At 72.7% G+C, this 18,334-nt stretch carries 18 protein-coding genes; 14 read left to right on the top strand and 4 right to left on the bottom strand.

The features are described from left to right. Positions 1–36 precede the first annotated feature (36 nt). The 9 genes from AMK33_RS23840 to AMK33_RS23800 all read left to right on the top strand — a co-directional run bounded on the left by AMK33_RS23840 (position 37) and on the right by AMK33_RS23800 (position 8,376). The gene (locus AMK33_RS23840) at positions 37–351 is read left to right on the top strand and encodes a hypothetical protein (RefSeq protein WP_073934979.1); all 315 of its coding nucleotides are present in this window, start codon (positions 37–39) and stop codon (positions 349–351) included. A 497-nt stretch (positions 352–848) separates the two neighbouring features. After that, on the top strand, positions 849–2,726 hold the full coding sequence (locus AMK33_RS23835; RefSeq protein ID WP_073934978.1) for a sensor histidine kinase: 1,878 nt from the start codon (positions 849–851) through the stop codon (positions 2,724–2,726). Positions 2,727–2,782: 56 nt separating this feature from the next. Beyond that, positions 2,783–3,217, top strand: a complete 435-nt coding sequence (locus AMK33_RS23830; RefSeq protein ID WP_073934977.1) for a roadblock/LC7 domain-containing protein — start codon at positions 2,783–2,785, stop codon at positions 3,215–3,217. A gap of 2 nt (positions 3,218–3,219) precedes the next feature. Beyond that, positions 3,220–3,591 (top strand): DUF742 domain-containing protein, encoded by a 372-nt coding sequence (locus AMK33_RS23825; protein WP_030862933.1) that lies wholly within the window; start codon positions 3,220–3,222, stop codon positions 3,589–3,591. Next, positions 3,569–4,198: a GTP-binding protein gene (locus tag AMK33_RS23820; protein ID WP_073934976.1), complete on the top strand. Its 630-nt coding sequence runs from the start codon at positions 3,569–3,571 to the stop codon at positions 4,196–4,198. Before AMK33_RS23825 ends, AMK33_RS23820 begins: the two co-directional genes overlap by 23 nt. 58 nt (positions 4,199–4,256) lie before the next feature. Next, complete coding sequence (locus tag AMK33_RS23815; protein ID WP_073934975.1) at positions 4,257–4,832, top strand: GAF domain-containing protein; 576 nt, start codon at positions 4,257–4,259, stop codon at positions 4,830–4,832. A 183-nt stretch (positions 4,833–5,015) separates the two neighbouring features. Beyond that, entirely contained in the window at positions 5,016–6,044 is a 1,029-nt protein-coding gene (gene tdh / locus AMK33_RS23810) for an L-threonine 3-dehydrogenase (protein ID WP_073934974.1), read from the top strand. A 181-nt stretch (positions 6,045–6,225) separates the two neighbouring features. Continuing rightward, positions 6,226–7,425: a glycine C-acetyltransferase gene (locus tag AMK33_RS23805; RefSeq protein WP_073934973.1), complete on the top strand. Its 1,200-nt coding sequence runs from the start codon at positions 6,226–6,228 to the stop codon at positions 7,423–7,425. Positions 7,426–7,470: 45 nt separating this feature from the next. Further along, positions 7,471–8,376 carry a LysR family transcriptional regulator gene (locus tag AMK33_RS23800; RefSeq protein WP_073934972.1) on the top strand — a complete coding sequence of 302 codons (906 nt, stop codon included), beginning with the start codon at positions 7,471–7,473 and terminating at the stop codon, positions 8,374–8,376. Between the two features lie 13 nt (positions 8,377–8,389). On the opposite strand, the gene AMK33_RS23795 is transcribed toward AMK33_RS23800, so the two are convergent. Beyond that, the gene (locus AMK33_RS23795; RefSeq protein ID WP_073935116.1) at positions 8,390–9,151 is read right to left on the bottom strand and encodes an SDR family NAD(P)-dependent oxidoreductase; all 762 of its coding nucleotides are present in this window, start codon (positions 9,149–9,151) and stop codon (positions 8,390–8,392) included. A gap of 146 nt (positions 9,152–9,297) precedes the next feature. Between AMK33_RS23795 and AMK33_RS23790 the strand changes: the two genes are divergently transcribed. Both AMK33_RS23790 and AMK33_RS23785 read left to right on the top strand, forming a co-directional pair. Continuing rightward, the gene (locus tag AMK33_RS23790; RefSeq protein WP_073934971.1) at positions 9,298–9,936 is read left to right on the top strand and encodes a TetR/AcrR family transcriptional regulator; all 639 of its coding nucleotides are present in this window, start codon (positions 9,298–9,300) and stop codon (positions 9,934–9,936) included. 28 nt (positions 9,937–9,964) lie between these two features. Further along, entirely contained in the window at positions 9,965–10,549 is a 585-nt protein-coding gene (locus AMK33_RS23785; RefSeq protein ID WP_073934970.1) for a TetR/AcrR family transcriptional regulator, read from the top strand. A gap of 4 nt (positions 10,550–10,553) precedes the next feature. On the opposite strand, the gene AMK33_RS23780 is transcribed toward AMK33_RS23785, so the two are convergent. Continuing rightward, positions 10,554–11,561: an SMP-30/gluconolactonase/LRE family protein gene (locus AMK33_RS23780; protein ID WP_073934969.1), complete on the bottom strand. Its 1,008-nt coding sequence runs from the start codon at positions 11,559–11,561 to the stop codon at positions 10,554–10,556. 189 nt (positions 11,562–11,750) lie between these two features. Between AMK33_RS23780 and AMK33_RS23775 the strand changes: the two genes are divergently transcribed. Continuing rightward, positions 11,751–13,559 (top strand): flavin-containing monooxygenase, encoded by a 1,809-nt coding sequence (locus AMK33_RS23775; RefSeq protein WP_073935115.1) that lies wholly within the window; start codon positions 11,751–11,753, stop codon positions 13,557–13,559. Between the two features lie 86 nt (positions 13,560–13,645). On the opposite strand, the gene AMK33_RS23770 is transcribed toward AMK33_RS23775, so the two are convergent. Beyond that, complete coding sequence (locus AMK33_RS23770) at positions 13,646–14,815, bottom strand: 4-hydroxybenzoate 3-monooxygenase (RefSeq protein WP_073934968.1); 1,170 nt, start codon at positions 14,813–14,815, stop codon at positions 13,646–13,648. Positions 14,816–14,935: 120 nt separating this feature from the next. Then, positions 14,936–15,691: an IclR family transcriptional regulator gene (locus tag AMK33_RS23765; protein WP_073934967.1), complete on the bottom strand. Its 756-nt coding sequence runs from the start codon at positions 15,689–15,691 to the stop codon at positions 14,936–14,938. A 165-nt stretch (positions 15,692–15,856) separates the two neighbouring features. On the opposite strand from AMK33_RS23765, the gene AMK33_RS23760 reads away from it, so the two are divergent. Together AMK33_RS23760 and AMK33_RS23755 are read left to right on the top strand one after the other, a co-directional pair. Then, entirely contained in the window at positions 15,857–16,537 is a 681-nt protein-coding gene (locus tag AMK33_RS23760; RefSeq protein WP_073934966.1) for a TetR/AcrR family transcriptional regulator, read from the top strand. A gap of 174 nt (positions 16,538–16,711) precedes the next feature. Beyond that, the gene (locus AMK33_RS23755) at positions 16,712–18,289 is read left to right on the top strand and encodes an MDR family MFS transporter (RefSeq protein ID WP_167748588.1); all 1,578 of its coding nucleotides are present in this window, start codon (positions 16,712–16,714) and stop codon (positions 18,287–18,289) included. Positions 18,290–18,334: the final 45 nt, after the last annotated feature.

Here is an 18,334-nt window from a genome sequence, read left to right as displayed (position 1 = left end):
GGAGAACTCGCCCTCGCGCTCCACACCGCCTCGGCGGTGACCGACCGCGCGACCGCGGCCATGGCGGACGCCCTCGCGGCGGGACGGGGGCTCGGCCACGAGCGGCGCGCCGACACGGCCGCCCAGGTGGCGATGGCCGGCACGGTCACCGCCAGGGCCGCCCTCCTCACCGGCGAGCGCGTGCCGGCCCTCACCGACGCGGACGGCGCCGACCGGTTCTGGCGCAACGTCCTGGCGCTGGTGGACCGCGGCCCCGCCGGTCCCACCATGCGGGCCATCGGCGACCACTACCTGAACACCGTACGGCGTGGCGCACCCTCCCCGTCCTGGCTGAGTGGTGACGGTGAGTGATGTTCTGGCCGGAGGGGTGGGGTGCGGCGACGGCGGTCGAAAGCGCCTGACCCGCTGACCCCGGACGGTCGACGGGCACACCGACGGGGCTTGGGCGGTCGGGGGCCTTCCCTCTTCGCGGACCTGCGGCGACCGCTTGTGACCAGCGTTGATCGCTCCTTGTTCATTCACGATCCCGCGCTCGGGAGGGTTATCGGTCTGTCGTACGAAGCCTCATACCAGAGCGCGATGCTGTCCGCATGAGTTTGTCAACTGCCCACCGCACATGATGCGGTGGCGACTACGTTGAGTGTCGGTCGGGCGGCACCGCGGCACCTCATGTCGTAGGGCGCTTCTGCGTCGAGGGGCCGCGTCCAACAGTCGGATCAGGGAGCGGGGACCGGTACGTGCAGCCACAAGGCGGACGAGGGAGCGGACGGGGCGAGGGGCCCCGACGCCCGGGCCCGGCCGGTGCCCCGGGTCCGGCCGGAGCGCGGGGCACCATCGGCACCACGGTCGTGGCCCGCGAGCCGGACCGCGCCGATGCGAACCCCGCCGAAACCCGGGCCCGCCGGACCGGTCCGGCCGCCCGTGCGGACCGCCGTGAGGGCGGACGGCACGGCCGGCCGCCCGCGCGGACCGCTCCCGTGCCGCCCGAGGCACCGATACGGCCCCAACTGCTGCGTCTCGCCGTGCTCCCGCCCGTGGCGGTGGCCCTCAGCGCCTGCGCGGCCGTGCTCTTCACCGTCCGCTCCACCGGGGTCCGGCCGAGTCTCACCCTGTGGGCCGTCCTCGGCGGCGCCACCTCGGTGACGTTCGCCGGCATCGTCATCGCCGCCGTGGCCGCCGACCGCGCCGCCCGGTCCGTGCGCGACCGCATCGGCACGCTGCGCCGCAGCACCGCTCGGCGCGAGGCCGACCTGGGCACCCTCGTCGAGACACTGCGCCGCGGCGACGCCCCGCCCCCGCACGGGCGGCGGGGCGAACAGACCGATGCCCTCGACGACGACGCCGACTTCGACCTGCTCGCCGCCGACCTCGCCCGCGCGCACGACGGGGCCGTCCACGCCGTCGTGCAGGCGTCCCAGCTCTCCAGCCAGACCGGCAGCGAACAGAAGCTCGAGGTGTTCGTCAACCTCGCCCGGCGCCTGCAGTCCCTGGTGCACCGCGAGATCTCCATCCTCGACGAGCTGGAGAACGAGATGGAGGACCCCGACCTGCTCAAGGGGCTCTTCCACGTCGACCACCTCGCCACCCGCATCCGCCGCCACGCCGAGAACCTCGCCGTGCTCGGCGGGGCCGTCTCCCGGCGGCAGTGGAGCAACCCGGTCTCCATGACCGAGGTGCTGCGCTCGGCGATCGCCGAGGTCGAACAGTACTCACGGGTCAAGCTCGTGCCGCCCATCGACGGCACCCTGCGCGGGCACGCCGTCGCCGACGTCATCCACCTGCTCGCCGAACTCGTCGAGAACGCCACGGTGTTCTCCGCCCCGCACACCCAGGTGCTGCTGCGGGCCAACCTCGTCACCTCCGGGCTCGCCGTCGAGGTCGAGGACCGCGGACTCGGCATGCCCGTCGGCGAGCAGGACCGGATGAACGCGCTGCTCACCGACCCCGACCAGGTGCATGTCGCCAGCCTGCTGGCCGACGGCAGGATCGGCCTGTTCGTGGTCTCCCAGCTCGCCAAGCGGCACGGCATCCACGTACGGCTCCAGAGCAACATCTACGGCGGGGTCCAGGCCGTGCTCGTGGTGCCGCAGGCACTGCTCGGCACGGAGCCGGGGACCGCCGGCGGCGGACAGGGCGCGGCACCGCCCCCGCACGACCGCGGCACCGGCGCCGCACCGACGGCCCGTCACATGTCCGTCGTACCGGCTCCCGTGGACACTCCGACGCCGGGCGGAGGGCAGGCGCAGGCACCCGCGGCGCCCCTCACGCCCGCCGTCCCCCAGCCCTGGCCCTCCACCCGGCCCCCGTCGCCCGTCGGCGACGCGCCCGCCCCGCCGCTGCCCCCGCGCGGTGCCCGTGAGGTGCGCCCCGACCCCGCCGAGGCCGTACCCGGCGTCCACCACGTTGACCGGGACGACGCCCTCACGGACCACGGGACCACGCCCCTCACCCCGCGCGGCGGCACGGTGCGGGGCACCATGGGCAGGCCCCGGCTGCCCCGCCGCCGCGCCCAGGAGCACATCGTCCCGCAGCTCCGCGACGGCCCCGCGCCCCGCCAGGACACCGAGCACGTCGCCGGGCACGACCCCAACCTGATGGCCGCCTTCCAACGCGGCGTCAGCCTCGCGGAGGCCCAGCAGGAGTCCCCCGCCGCACCGCGGCCCGCCGTACCCGCACCCCCCACCGACCACCCCGCCCGACACGGCGGGAGCACGCCCGCCGGATGACCGGCACCACCCCCAGCGCTCCCGCAGACCTTCGTACCCCAAGGAGTCGATCCACCATGGCGAGCGATGCGCCGACCGCCCAGGTATCCGACCTCGACTGGCTGATGAGCGGCCTCGTGCAACGCGTACCGCACACCAGCAGCGCCGTACTGCTGTCCTGCGACGGACTGGTGAAGTCCGTGCACGGCCTCGACCCGGACGCCGCCGACCACATGGCCGCCCTGGCCTCCGGCCTGTACTCCCTCGGCCGCAGCGCCGGCATCCGCTTCGGCGACGGCGGCGACGTCCGCCAGGTCGTCGTCGAGCTCGACTCGACCCTGCTGTTCGTCACCACCGCCGGCTCCGGCACCTGCCTCGCCGTCATGGCCGGCCGCGAGGCCGACGCGGCGGTGCTCGGCTACGAGATGGCGATGCTGGTCAAGTCCGTACGGCCGTACCTGATGACCGCTCCCCGCCAGCAGGGCGTCGAACCGCCGGCGATGAGGCCTTGAGCGTGACGGCGGCCGGTGACGGGCCCTGGCTCGACGACGCGGCCGGACGACTGGTGCGTCCCTTCACGGTCAGCAACGGCCGCACCCGTCCCACCGTCGCCCTCGACCTCATGTCGCAGGTCAGAGCCACCGGCGCCACCCCCTTCGGCTATCTCGGCCCCGAGCACGCGCAGGCCCTCGACCTGTGCCGCGCTCCCGTCCCGGTCGCCGAGGTCGCCGCTCACCTCAGGCTGCCGGTGGCCGTCACCAAGGTGCTGCTGGCGGACCTCGTCGACTGCGGGGCGCTCACCGACAAGCCCCCCGCGTTCCACCACAACCCGACGGACCGGGCCCTTCTGGAGGCAGTGCTCGATGGACTACGACGACAGCTCTGACCACGTCGACGGCGCGGACCACGACGACGACCCGTTCCCCACCGCGCTCAAGATCCTGGTGGCGGGCGGGTTCGGCGTGGGCAAGACGACCTTCGTCGGCGCGGTCAGCGAGATCGCGCCACTCAGCACGGAGGAACTCCTCACCACGGTCGGCGCCGCCACCGACAACCTCGACGGCATCGAGAACAAGGTCGAGACGACCGTGGCCATGGACTTCGGCCGCATCACCCTCGACGCGGAACACGTGCTGTACCTGTTCGGCACCCCCGGCCAGGAACGCTTCTGGTTCATGTGGGACGAACTCTGCGAGGGCGCGCTCGGCGCGGTCATCCTCGCCGACACCCGGCGCCTGGAGGAGTGCTTCGCGGCGGTCGACTTCTTCGAACAGCGCGGTCTCGGGTTCGTCGTCGCCGTCAACGAGTTCGACGGCGCCTTCCGCTACGACCCCGGGGAGGTGCGCGCCGCCCTCGACCTCTCCGCGGAGATCCCCGTCGTCTGCTGCGATGCCCGGATCTCCAGCTCCGGCGTCCAGACCCTGCTGACCCTGGTCCGCCATCTCATCGCCCACACCCCGGCCGCCACGACGGGGTATGGCGTCCACATGTGATCCCCGCACACCCTCGGAGCCCATATATGACCTTTCCCCATGACCTGGGAGCCCGCCCATGAGCTACGACCCGCCCCGCCCGGCAGGTCGTCTGCTGCTCACCCCCGAGGACGGCCAAGCGCCGGAGCGCGCCCGCAGGCTGCGCCGGCTGGGACTGGGGGACCACCCCGAGCCCGCGCTCGACGCCTTCGCGTACGGCCTCGCCGAGCTCACCGGCGCGCCGTACGCCATGGTCAACCTGCCCGGTGAGAACGGGCAGTTCTTCGCGGGCCTGCACACCCCGCCCGTCGCACCGGTCGTGCGCGGCGACGGCACCGGCGCCCTGCTGGGCCGGGTGCTGCCCCGCGACCACGGCTTCTGCCCCCATGTGGTGGCCCGGCGCAAGGCGTTGGTCCTGGAGGACGTGAGCGACTACCCGCGGTTCGCCGGCAACCCGGTGGTGGACGAGTTCGGCATCCGCTCCTACCTGGGCGCGCCGCTCATCGACAGCACCGGCATGGTGCTCGGCACCGTGTCGGTCACCGACATCCAGCCCCGTGCCTGGGGACAGCCGGGGCTCGCCGCCATCAAGGCACAGGCCGCGGATCTCGTCGTACGGCTGGAGCGCCGGGAGGACGACGGGCTGCCGCTGTGAGTGCCTTCGAACGCCGCCGATGGGGTGACGGTGTGAAGGAAAGCTGTGGCCGCGCTTAAGAAATCCTCGATGGACCGGTGAGGGTGTCGTACGGCAGATTGCAGTGCGATTCCACTCCTCTTCCCGGGCCGGGGCCGCTTCGGCGTGCCCGCGGGCCGGGACTCACCCTCAGGAGCCGTAGCGTTGAAGGCGCTGGTCAAGGAGAAGGCGGAGCCCGGGCTGTGGCTCACGGACGTCCCGGAGCCCGCCGTCGGACCCGGTGACGTGCTGATCAAGGTGCTGCGCACCGGTATCTGCGGCACCGACCTGCACATCCGGTCCTGGGACGGCTGGGCCCGGCAGACGATCAGCACCCCGTTGGTCCTCGGGCACGAGTTCGTCGGCGAGGTCGTGGAGACCGGCGGGGACGTCACCGACATCAAGGCCGGTGACCGGGTCAGCGGCGAGGGCCACCTGGTGTGCGGCAAGTGCCGCAACTGCCTGGCCGGACGCCGCCACCTGTGCCGGGCCACGGTCGGCCTCGGTGTCGGACGCGACGGCGCCTTCGCCGAGTACGTCGTGCTCCCCGCCACCAACGTCTGGGTGCACCGGGTGCCCGTCGACCTCGACGTCGCCGCGATCTTCGACCCGTTCGGCAACGCCGTGCACACCGCGCTGTCCTTCCCGCTCGTCGGCGAGGACGTCCTGATCACCGGCGCCGGCCCGATCGGTCTGATGGCCGCCGCCGTCGCCCGGCACGCGGGCGCGCGCAACGTCGTGATCACCGACGTCAGCGAGGAGCGCCTGGAACTAGCCCGCAAGATCGGCGCGACCCTGGCGCTCAACGTCGCCGAGTCCACCATCGCCGACGGGCAGCACACCCTCGGCCTGCGCGAGGGCTTCGACATCGGCCTGGAGATGTCCGGCCGCCCCGAGGCCATGCGGGACATGATCGCCAACATGACGCACGGCGGCCGGATCGCCATGCTCGGCCTGCCGGCCGAGGAGTTCCCGGTCGACTGGTCCCGGATCGTCACCTCGATGATCACCATCAAGGGCATCTACGGCCGTGAGATGTTCGAGACCTGGTACGCCATGTCGGTGCTGCTGGAGGGCGGCCTGGACCTCGCCCCCGTGATCACCGGCCGCTACTCCTACCGCGACTTCGAGGCCGCCTTCGAGGACGCGGCCGGCGGCAAGGGCGGCAAGGTCATCCTCGACTGGACTGATTGATCATGGCTCGGTTCGCCGCCGGGACGCAGAAGTCCGTGCCGGCGCAGCGACCGTGCTCGACCCTTCGGGCCTCCGCGCTCCCCCACTCTCGACCGCGCTCGAGCGGGAGGGACCCCCATGCTGCCCCGACACAGACACGCCCCTTTGGCTCACTCGCCCTCAACGCACCCTAGGAGCCTCGATGTTCGAGTCCGTCCGTGACGACCTGCGCGCCACCCTCGACGAGATCCGCGCCGCCGGACTGCACAAGCCCGAGCGCGTCATCGGCACCCCGCAGTCCGCCACCGTGAACGTCACCGCCGGCGGCCGTCCCGGCGAGGTGCTCAACTTCTGCGCCAACAACTACCTCGGCCTCGCCGACCACCCCGAGGTGATCGCCGCCGCCCACGAGGCCCTGGACCGCTGGGGCTACGGCATGGCGTCCGTCCGCTTCATCTGCGGCACCCAGGAGGTGCACAAGGAGCTGGAGGCGCGGCTGTCGGCGTTCCTCGGCCAGGAGGACACGATCCTCTACTCCTCCTGCTTCGACGCCAACGGCGGTGTCTTCGAGACGCTGCTCGGCCCCGAGGACGCGGTGATCTCCGACGCGCTGAACCACGCGTCGATCATCGACGGCATCCGGCTCTCCAAGGCCCGCCGCTTCCGCTACGCCAACCGCGACATGGACGACCTGGAGCGCCGGCTCAAGGAGGCGGCGGAGGGCGGCGCGCGCCGCACGCTGATCGTCACCGACGGCGTCTTCTCCATGGACGGCTACGTGGCCCCGCTGGACGAGATCTGCGACCTCGCCGACCGGCACGGCGCCATGGTCATGGTCGACGACTCGCACGCCGTCGGCTTCGTCGGCCCCGGCGGGCGCGGCACCCCCGAGCTGCACGGCGTCATGGACCGGGTCGACATCATCACCGGCACCCTCGGCAAGGCGCTCGGCGGCGCCTCCGGCGGCTATGTCGCCGCCCGCGCGGAGATCGTCGCCCTGCTGCGCCAGCGCTCCCGCCCGTACCTGTTCTCCAACACCCTCGCCCCGGTGATCGCCGCCGCCTCCCTGAAGGTCCTCGACCTGCTGGAGTCGGCCGACGACCTGCGCGTCCGGCTGGCGGAGAACACCGCGCTGTTCCGCCGCCGGATGACCGAGGAGGGCTTCGACATCCTCCCCGGCGACCACGCCATCGCCCCGGTGATGATCGGCGACGCGTCGAAGGCGGGCCGCATGGCGGAGCTGCTGCTGGAGCGCGGGGTGTACGTGATCGGCTTCTCCTACCCCGTGGTGCCGCAGGGCCAGGCCCGCATCCGCGTCCAGCTCTCCGCCGCGCACTCCACCGAGGACGTGAACCGCGCGGTGGACGCCTTCGTGGCGGCACGGGCGGAACTCGACGCCTGAGACGCCTGAGCGGAACACACCGAGCGATTTGAGACAATCGCATCCATGATCGAGGCACGGCGGCTCCACATCCTCCGTGCGGTGGCCGACCACCGCACGGTCACGGCGGCAGCCGCCGCGCTCTATCTGACCCCCTCGGCCGTTTCTCAACAGCTCGCCGCCCTTGAGCAGGAGACCGGCCACCGTCTCGTCGAGCGCGGCGCCAAGGGCGTACGGCTGACCCCGGCCGGAGAGATCCTGCTCGGCCACACCAACGCCGTCCTCGCCCAGCTCGAGCGGGCCGAGGCCGAACTGGCCGCCTACGGATCGGGGGAGGCCGGCACGGTCACGGTCGCCGCGTTCGCCACCGGGATCGCCGAGGTCGTCGCGCCCGCCGTGGCCCGTCTCGCCGGGTCGGCGCCCGGCATCCGCATCCGGGTCCAGGACGCCGAGGGGGACGCCAGCCTGCTGATGGTCCTGGACCGGCAGGTCGACGTCGCCGTGGCGGTCGAGTACCGCGGGGCGCCGCCCGCCGACGACCCGCGACTGGCCCACGCACCGCTGTACGCCGAACCCTTCGACGCGGTCGTCCCCGTCACCCACCGTCTGGCCGACACCGCCGAGGTGCCGCTCGCCGAGCTGGCCAAGGACCCGTGGATCGGCCCGTACCCCGGCAACCCCTGCCACGACGTGGTCGTGCTGGCCTGTGAGAGCGCCGGGTTCCAGCCCCGCCTGGAGCACTCCTCGGACGACTTCCGCGCGGTGGTCGCCCTCGCCTCGGCGGACGTCGGCGTCGCCCTGGTGCCCCGCTCGGCGCTGCGCGGCATGGACCTCACGGGTGTGGTCGTCCGCCCGGTCGACGGGGTGGCCCCGACCCGCCGCGTCTTCGCCGCCGTCCGCCGCGGCGCCGAGGAGCACCCGCTGATCCGCCCGGTCCTGGACGCCCTCCGCGCGGCGGCCGGGGAGGCCTAGGCCGGCGCGGGGGTCACACCGCCGACCAGCCGTCGTCCACCGGCAGGACCGCCCCGTTGACGTTGCCGGCCGCGTCCGAGGCGAGGAACAGGATGGCCGCGGCCTGCTCCTCGGGCCGGGCCAGGCGGCCGAGGTTGACGAAGTGGGGGCCGAGCGTCGCGGGGCCGTGGGCGGCCGGGTCGGCGTTCACGGCGATGTTGGTGGCGGTGCCGCCCGGCGCGATGGCGTTCGCGCGGATGCCCTGCTTGCGGTACATCACCGCGAGGTTCCTGGTCAGCCCCACGACGCCGTGCTTCGAGGCGGTGTAGGCGGCGCCCGCCGCGCTGCCGCGCAGACCCGCCTCGGAGGCGGTGTTGACGACGGCGCCCTTGCCGGCCGCCAGCATGTGCGGCAGCACGGCGCGGGTGAGCAGGAAGGGCGCGGTCAGATTGACCCGCAGGACACGTTCCCACTCCGTGTCGGTCACGTCCGCCAGAGCCGTCATCCCGTCCATGATCCCGGCGTTGTTCACCAGGACGTCCACGCCGCCGAAGCGTTCGACGGCGGTCCGCGCCACCCGGTCCACGACGGCCTGGTCGCCCAGGTCGCCGGTGACGGCGACCGCCGTGCCGCCGGCCTCCTCGATCGCCTCGACCGTCGACGCGGCGCCCGCCGCGTCGAGGTCCGCGACCAGGACCCGGGCGCCCTCGGCGGCGAAGGCCAGGGCGGCGGCGCGGCCTATCCCCGACCCGGCCCCGGTGACGATGACGCCGCGTCCGTCGAATGTGCCGGCCATGAAGCTCTCCTGTTCCTCGTGCGGGGCTCCGAGCGCCCCGGTCGGCATCACCGTACGACTTAATGTCTCTGAGTGACGAAAAGGGGATGAGGGAAGATCTCCGAGAGCTCGATCACCCGCCCGCCGGAACCGGAGGAGAGGAACCGATGACCGCACCCCGTGGCCGCACGGGACGACCGCCCCTGACCGAGGCGCGCAGAACCGAGATCCGGAGGGAGATCGCCCGGGCCGCCGTGGAGCTGTTCGTCACCCAGGGCGTCACGGCCACCACCGGCGAACAGATCGGCCGGGCCGTCGGCCTGTCGGCGCGCACCGTGTGGCGCTACTTCCCGAGCAAGGAGAGCTGTGTGACACCGCTGTTCTCGGAAGGCATCGACACCCTCGCCGTCTTCCTGCGGGAGTGGCCGTCCGGGCAGCCCCTGGACGAGGCCGTGGACCGGTGGCTGGCGGTGGGGGCCGGCGTGGCCGGCGGGCCCGACCAGGAGACCGTCGGCGCCCTGGTCCGGCTCACCCGGACCGAACCCGGACTGCGCGCCGTCTGGCTCCAGACCTACGACGAGGCCGAGCCGGCGTTCGCCCGCGCCCTGGCCGAGCGGGCCGGACTGCCGGCCGACGACCTGGACGTGACGATCCGTGCGGCGATGTTCAACGCGGCCCTGCGCGCGGCCGTCGAGCACCACGCCTGGCGCGGCGAGCACACGCGGGGCGAACGCGGGGCGGCCGAGACCGAGTTGGAGGCGACCCTGCGCCGGGCGCTGGCCGTCGCCGCGGAGGGGATCGGGTAGGGCCGCGGTTCCCCGCTACCCTGTCCGGATGACCGAGCACGCCACGTCGGACGGGCGGAGGCCCGCGAACCGGGGGCCGAGGGCCGCCGCCGGCAACCGGGCCGCCCTGGTCACCGCCGCCCGGGAGATCTACGCGGCGCACGGTCTGGACGCCCCGCTGTCCGCGATCGCGCGCCGGGCCGGTGTCGGACAGGGCGTGCTGTACCGGCACTTCCCCGACCGGGACGCCGTCGCGGCGGCGGTCCTGGAGGAGAACGTGCGCCAGATCGAGCAGGCGGTTGCCGCGGAGGGCGCGACCCCGGACGGGGTGCTGGGCGTGCTGACCTGGCACCTGGTGCGGTCGGCGGCCTTCATCGGCCTCCTCCACGCCGACGGGGCGAGCGGCCGCTTCCCCGCCCACGCGTACGCCCGGGACCTGTCCGAGCGGGTCGAGCGCGCCCTGCGCGGGTGCCTGCCGGACGGCCACCGCCTGACGGACGACCTGATGCTGGCCGTCGCCATGGTCTCCGGAGCCGTCACCGGCCCCACGCCCGAGACGCGTGAACACCGGGCGCTGGCGGCCTGGCGGCTGCTCGGCGTCACGGTGGGACCGGTGCGGCCCTTCGAGGGCTGAGCGCTCAGCCGCCGTTGGACTGCCGTATGCCCTCCGCGAACGCGTCGAAGGTGTACAGGTACCCGCCGGCGGGTCCGCTGACGGTCATGTACGCCTTGGTCCCGCCGGGCGTGATCGCCACGTTGGTCGCCGACTCGAGCCCCTCGGCGCGGGCCGGCACCTCCACCGTCGCGAGGCGCTCGCCGTACCGGTCGTAGACGGCCATCGCGGGCCGGCCGTGCAGCGCCTGGTACAGGTTGCCGTCCGCGTCCACGGCGATGGAGTCGGTCTGCGCGATGCCGCCGTCGACACGGACGGCCGTGTGCCGGCCGGTCGTCCCGGCCCGCTGGACGACGGGGAGGTAGGAGATCCGGTTCTCCGTCAGCTCACTGATCCACAGCCCGCGGTAGTCCACGTCGAACGAGATGCCGTTCGTCGCGGCGAGACCGTCGGCCAGGACGGTGACCTCCTCGCCGTCCCGGCCGACGCGCACCACACGTCCGCGCTTCTCGCCCTCGGACAGGCCGAGGGAGTCGCTGACGTACAGGTTGCCGTCCCGGTCGAAGGCGATGTCGTCGGGCCGCATCCGGGCGCCGTCGACCTCGCCGGTGAAGAAGGTGCGCCGGTCGCTCCCGTCGGGGGCCAGGGAGACGATCTCGCCGTGGGCGAAGTCGGACAGGTAGAGCCGTCCGTCGTACGGGCTGAACTGGGCCGAGGTGTACGCCCCCCGGTCGTCCGTGAAGACCTTCCGCACCGTCTTCTTCCGGACATCGACGCGCAGCACCTTCGGCTCTCCGGCGGGCGCGGTGACGTCGACGACGGTCAGCCTGCCGTCCTCGCCGAACACCGGACCCTCCAGCAGGGTCATCCCGGTCTCCTCGTGGACCGTGGTCAGCCGCATGAGCTGGTGGGCGGTGACGGTCCGGTGCGCGGCGGGGCCGCCGGGCGTGTGCCGGTCGCTGCCGCATCCGGTCAGGGCCAGCGCGCCGAGCGCGGCCAGCACGGCAAGGGATCGGTTCCGAAGTCGTCGCATGGGGGTCACTTCTTCCTGTCCGAAGGTCGTCGTGCCCCCGAACCCTAACCGGACAGTGTTGTCCGGTTGTTGCTACGGTGCGCCAAGGCCGTTCGTTCCCAAGGCAGTTCGTACGGCCGTCCGGCCCCGACAGCAGACGGAGAGAAGCGAGGTCCCCACATGGCGTCCCCCCACATGGCGTCCCCTCACATGGCGTCCCCTCACAGGCCGGCCCCCAACGAGCTCGCCGCGCTGCGACGGCGCTACCGCCGCGAGCGCGAGCGGCGCGTACGGCCCGACGGCCTCCGCCAGTACCTCGGCGCCGACGCCGAGTTCGGCTTCTACGCCGCCGACCCGTACGTGGGCGAGCCCGCCGGGCGCGAGCCGCTGCGCGACACCGTCGACGTGGCCGTCGTCGGCGGCGGTTTCGCCGGCATCCTCGCCGGGGCGCGGCTGCGTCAGCAGGGCGTGGCGCGGGTCCGGATCCTCGACAAGGGCGGTGACTTCGGCGGCACCTGGTACTGGAACCGGTACCCGGGCGTCCACTGCGACATCGAGTCCCACGTGTACCTGCCGATGCTGGACGAGACCGGATACGTACCGCAGTGGAAGTACGCGCCGGGCGAGGAGATCCGGCAGCACGCGATGCGGATCGCGCGGCAGTACGACCTCTACGCGGACGCCCTGTTCTCCACCACCGTCACCGCGCTGACCTGGGAGGAGAGCTCCCGCACCTGGATCGTGGCCACCGACCGCGGCGACAGGTTCCGGGCGACGTACGTCATCACCGGCACCGGCACCATGACCGAGCCGAAACTGCCCGGGATACCCGGCATCCAGGACTTCGAGGGGCACACCTTCCACACGTCCCGCTGGGACTACGCCTACACCGGCGGCACCCCGCAGGGCGGTCTGACCGGGCTCGCGGACAAGCGCGTGGGCGTCGTCGGCACCGGCGCCACCGGCGTGCAGGTCATTCCGATGCTGGCCGAGGACGCCGGGCACGTTCACGTCTTCCAGCGCACCCCCTCCACGGTGGACGTGCGCGCCAACCGCCGTACCACGGCCGAGGACGTCGGCGCGGACCGTGCGGGCTGGGCCCGCGCACGCCGGGAGAACTTCCTGCGCATCGTCTCGGGCGAGACGTTCGACGAGGATCTCGTGGCGGACGGCTGGACGTCGTCGGCGAGCCTGCTGGAGAAACTGCTGCCGAGCTTCCGCCGCCCGGACGACCGGGAGGCCTTCGAGGCCGCCCACGAGATCGCCGACGCCACGAAGATGAACGAGGTGCGGGCCCGGGTCGCACAGGCGGTCACCGACCCGTCGACGGCGGAGACCCTCAAGCCCTGGTACCGGTACGCCTGCAAGCGCCCCACCTTCTCCGACACGTACTACGCGGCCTTCAACCGGAGCAACGTCACCCTGGTCGACACCGCGGACACCCACGGCATCGAACGCGTCACCGAGGACGGTGTCGTGGTGGGCGGCACCGTGTACGCACTCGACTGCCTGATCTTCGCCACCGGGTTCGCCGTCGGCGTCTCCGGCGTCCACTCCGGCAGGCTGCCCGTCCACGGCCGGGGAGGAGTCCAGTTGCTCGACGCGTGGGCCCGCCACGGCATCCGCACCCTGCACGGCTTCACCGCCAACGGCTTCCCGAACCTGATCCAGATGGGTTCCCTGCAGAACGCCGGCAGCGTCAACTTCACACACGTCCTGGACGAACAGGCCGTGCACGCCGCCGCCCTGGTGGCGGCGGCCGAGGCCAAGGGCGCCCTCGTCGAACCGTCCCGCGAGGCGGAGGCCGCCTGGATCGCCACCCTGGCCGAAGGCGCCCCCGACCACGAGTGGTTCCACGCCGAGTGCACCCCCGGCTACTACAACCGCGAAGGGCGCGGACGGCCGGGCGGCCCGACGGCCTATCCGCACGGCGCCCACGCCTTCCACGAACTCCTGCGCCGCTGGCGGGAGGAGTCCATGGACGAGGTGCTCGCCTGGCCCCTGACCCCTGACGCCTGACCCCTGACGCCTGACGAACGCACGGGCGCGACCGGCCGATCAGGTGTCAGGGCCGTACGGTGATCAGCGCGCCGCCCGCCCGGCGGTCACCCGAGCGGCCAGCCGGTGTAACCCTCGGCGAGGTACGCGCGGCCGGCGTCCGACTCGACGACCGAGCGCAGCTCGCCGATCTGGCGCATGCGGTCGAAGTCGCTCGTCCCGGGCTGCGGATGCAGCATGCTCGTCATCCACCAGGAGAAGTGCTGCGCCTTCCAGATGCGCTTCCGTGCGGTGTCGGGGAAGGCGTCGAACAGGGACTCGTCCCCGTCGAGCAGCAGCGCGCGCAGCGCCTCGGTGAGGACGACGACGTCGGCGACCGCGAGGTTCATGCCCTTGGCACCGGTGGGCGGCACGGTGTGGGCCGCGTCGCCGACGAGCACCACCCGGCCCCGGCGCATCTCGTGCGCGACGAAGCTGCGGAAACGGAGCACGTCCCGCTGGAAGATCGGGCCCTCGTTGAGGGTGGTGCCGGGGACGCGTGACTGCAGGATCTCCCACAGTTGCTCCTCGGTGTACGCCCCGGTGTCCGTCGCCGGGTCGCACTGGAAGTACATGCGCTGCACACCGGGGCCGCGCTGACTGATGAGGGCGAAGCCGTTCGGCGAGTTGCTGTAGATCAGCTCCTCGGCACTGGGCGGCGCCTCGCACAGGATGCCGAACCAGGCGAACGGGTACTCCCGGAAGTAGCCGCCGTAGGTGCCCGTGACGGCCTCGCGGGCCACACCGCGGGAGCCGTCCGCGCCGATGACGACATCGGCCTCGATCTCGACGGTGTCGCCCCCGGCGTCCTTGGCCACGATGCGCGGCCGGTCCGTCTCCGCGTCCTCCACGCGCTCGGCGGTCACTCCGAAGCGGAGGTCCTGGCCGGCGGCGAGGCGCGCGGCGACCAGGTCCTTCAGCACCTCGTGCTGCGGATAGAGCCACACCGCCCGGCCGACGGTCGCGGCGAAGTCGATCCGGTGGCCCTCACCGTCGAAGCGCAGCTCTATGCCCTCGTGCTTCTGCCCGACCGTGAGAACCCGGTCCGAGGCCCCCGTCTCGCTGAGGATCTCGACGGTGCCCTGCTCCAGGATGCCGGCCCGGATGGTGGTCTCGATCTCCTCGCGGCTGCGGGAGTCGATGACGACCGACTCGATGCCGTGGCGGCCGAGCAGATGGGACAGCAGCAGACCGGCGGGGCCTGCTCCGATGACGGCGACTCGGGTGCGTACGGGCATGTCGTCTCCTTCGACGGCCGACGGGGTGGCAGGGAGTCTGGCGCCGGTCCGCCCCTGTTGACGACGGCCCTTCCCATTGAACGGGAATCGGATCTCCTCGACGTGCGACCCGGCCGGTGGCTACGGGCGGTGCGTGCCGAGCGCCGCCGAGATGCCCGCGGCGGCGGAGCGCAGCACCTCGGCCACGGGACCGGTCGGCGTGTCACGGGGGAGTACGACCGACAGCGCGGCGATCACCCGCCCGCGCCCCTCGCGCACCGGCACGGCGACGCCCGTGGAGACGGCCTCGACCGTCCCCGGAGCCACGACGACGCCGTCACGCCGGATGCCGGCCAGGACCCGGCGCAGCAGCGCCGCGTCGGTCGCGGTCTCCGGCGACACCGCCTCCAGCGGCCCGGCGAGGACCCGCTCGCGCAGCTCCTCCGGGCCGTGGGCGAGCAGGACCAGCCCCGACGACGAGGCGTGCAGGGGCAGCCGCCCGGCGATCCGGGTGATGTTCGCGCCCGCGTGCGGATGGGACAGACGCTCCACGAAGAGGGTCTCGCCGTTCTCCAGCACCGCGAGCTGGGTGTGCTCCCGGACCCGGGCCTGCACCCGCTCCATGAACGGCAGCGCAGCCTGCCGCAGGCGCAGGGCGTGGGAGCCGCGCAGCGCCAGCTCCCACAGCCGCATGCCCAGACGCACCCGCTGCTCCTCGTCCCGTTCCAGCAGCCCGCACTCCACGAGATCGGCCACGATCCGGTGCGCCGTGGACGACGGCAGCCTCGCGCGCCGTCCGATCTCCGACGCCGTCTGCACGGTCCGGTCGGTGTCGAACGTCTCGAGGACGCGGACGATCCGCTCGGTGACCGTCTCCCCGGACCGTGAGTTCGCCATCGTCCGTCCTTCCGGGCTGATTCGCGGCATGCCGCCGTGACGAGTATCGGGCGGTGCTCCCTCACGCAGGGCACCGGAGACGGACTTCACGCCGTCGTGCGCCCGCCGCCCGCCGGGCGGGAGCCGGGCGGAGGGAATTTTGCATGGCGTGCATCTTTGCATAGCATGCAAGGTATGTCGGAGAAGGGTGCCGCGCAGGGCGGGCTGCGGGAGCGGAAGAAGCGGGCTACACGTGCCGCTCTCGCCGAGGCCGCCGTGCGGCTGGCCGCCGAGCACGGTGCGGAGAAGGTCACCGTCGAGGCGATCAGCGCGGCGGCCGGAGTGTCCGTGCGGACCTTCTTCAACTACTTCGACACCCGCGACGACGCCTTCGTCGTGATCGACGCGGACGCGGGCGCGCGGATGCGGCAGGCCGTGCTCGACGCGCCGGCCGCGCTCTCCCCGCTCCAGGCCCTGCGCGAGGCCCTGGCCGCGGAACTCGCCGAGGCGGAGCAGCAGCACGAACTGTGGCGGCTGCACGCCCAGGTGGTGCACGCCTCGCCGCACCTGCTGGTCCGTACGCTCGGCGCGCACATGGCGGACGAGACGGGACTGGCCGAGGCCGTCGCCGCGCGCATCCGCGCCGGCGGGCCGACGGCATCCGTGTCCCCACCCGCCTGCGCGACCGACGAGGAACGGCGCGGTGCGCTCGACCTCTACCCGCGGCTGCTGGCCGCGGTGGCGGGCACCGCGGTGCGGACCAGCGTGGAGCACTGGTCCGCCCGGCCGGAGGAAGCCGCCTTCCTCGACGTCTTCCAGGAGGTGTTCGCCCTCCTCGCCGCCGGTCTCCCGGCACCTCCCGCGTAAGTCCTCACCACCGGCCGCCCGGCTTCCCGCCACGGCCGCCCCTGCTGTCCGTTCCGCGCCCACGAGGGGCCGGCACCTGCCGGCGCCCGCCCCGCGCGCGTGACCGTTCGACCACCGTCCGAAAGAGATCCCGTGACCTCACCCCCGGCGCCCGCCGACGCGCCTCCCGCCTCCATGACCCAACGGCAGATACTCCAGGCCATGTCCGGCCTGATGGCCGGCATGTTCGTCGCCATCCTGGCGGGCACCGTCGTCTCCAACGCGCTGCCGACGATCATCGCCGACCTGGGTGCCAGCCAGTCCTCCTACACCTGGGTCGTCACCGCCGAACTGCTGGCCATGACCGCGACGGTGCCCCTGTGGGGCAAGCTGTCCGACCTCTTCAACAAGAAGCTGCTGCTTCAGCTCTCGCTGCTGATGTTCGTGGTCGGCTCGCTGCTGGCGGGCTTCTCGCACGACACGACGCTGCTGATCTTCAGCCGGGTCGTGCAGGGCATCGGCGCGGGCGGTCTGACCGCGCTCGCGCAGGTCGTCATGGCCGCCGTCATCCCGCCCCGGGAACTGGGCAGGTACTCCGGCATCTTCGGTGCCGTCTTCGCCGTCGGCACCGTGGCCGGACCGCTGATCGGCGGTGTGCTGGTGGACACCGACTGGCTGGGCTGGCGCTGGTGCTTCTTCATCGGCGTGCCGTTCGCGCTGCTGGCCATCTTCCTGTTGCAGCGCACGCTGAAGCTGCCCACCGTCAAGCGCCAGGTGAAGATCGACTGGCTCGGCGCCTTCCTGATCGTCGCCGGTGTCTGCGCGCTGCTCATCTGGGTCTCGCTGGCCGGCAACCAGTTCGACTGGGCGTCGTGGCAGACCGCCGCGCTCGTGATCGGCGGCGTGCTGCTGCTGGCCCTGGCGGTCCTCGTCGAGGCCCGTACCGACGAGCCGGTGATCCCGCTCGACATCTTCAAGAACCGCACGGTCACCCTGACCACGGTGGCCAGCCTCCTGGTCGGTGTCGCCATGTTCGGCGGGACCGTCTTCCTCTCGCAGTACTTCCAGGTCTCCCTGGGCAAGTCGCCGACCGTCGCCGGTCTGATGAGCCTGCCGATGATCCTGGGTCTGCTGGTGTCGTCCACCGTCGCCGGGCAGTTGATCAGCCGGACCGGCAAGTGGAAGAGCTACCTGGTGGCGGGCGCGGTCATCATGACCATCGGCCTCGCGCTGCTGGCCACGATCGACGCCAAGACGCACTTCGGCCTGCTCAGCGTCTACATGGCGGTCCTGGGCATCGGTGTCGGCATGCTGATGCAGAACCTGGTGCTCGCCGCGCAGAACGACGTCCCCGCGGCCGAACTGGGCGCCGCGACCTCCGTGCTGTCCTTCTTCCGCAGCATGGGCGGCACCATCGGCACCAGCGTCCTCGGTGCGATCCTCGCCAACCGGGTCGCCAGCGAGATGACCAAGGGGCTGGAGAAGGCGGGCGCCGCCGGAGGGGCCGAGGGCGGCTCGGGCGGCGGCGGGCACAGCGTCCCGGACATGAGCACGCTCCCCGCCCCGATGCGGGAGATCGTGGAGCACGCCTACGGTGTCGCCACCGCCGAGCTGTTCCTCATCGCCACGCCGTTCGCGCTGCTCGCGCTGGTCGCCGTGGTCTTCCTGAAGGAGAAGCCGCTGAAGACCACCAGCGGCATGGAACGCCTCGCCGAGGAGTCCGCCACCGCGGACACCACGCCGGACAAGGACCGGACGGCCCCGGTCGCCTGAGCCGCGATCCGGCCGGCCGGACTCACGGGAAACGGACGGGGCCGC

Origin of the sequence: Streptomyces sp. CB02400, assembly GCF_001905725.1 — a bacterium.
Lineage (GTDB): Bacteria > Actinomycetota > Actinomycetes > Streptomycetales > Streptomycetaceae > Streptomyces > Streptomyces atrovirens.
This window is presented reverse-complemented; position numbering and strand designations above follow the sequence as displayed.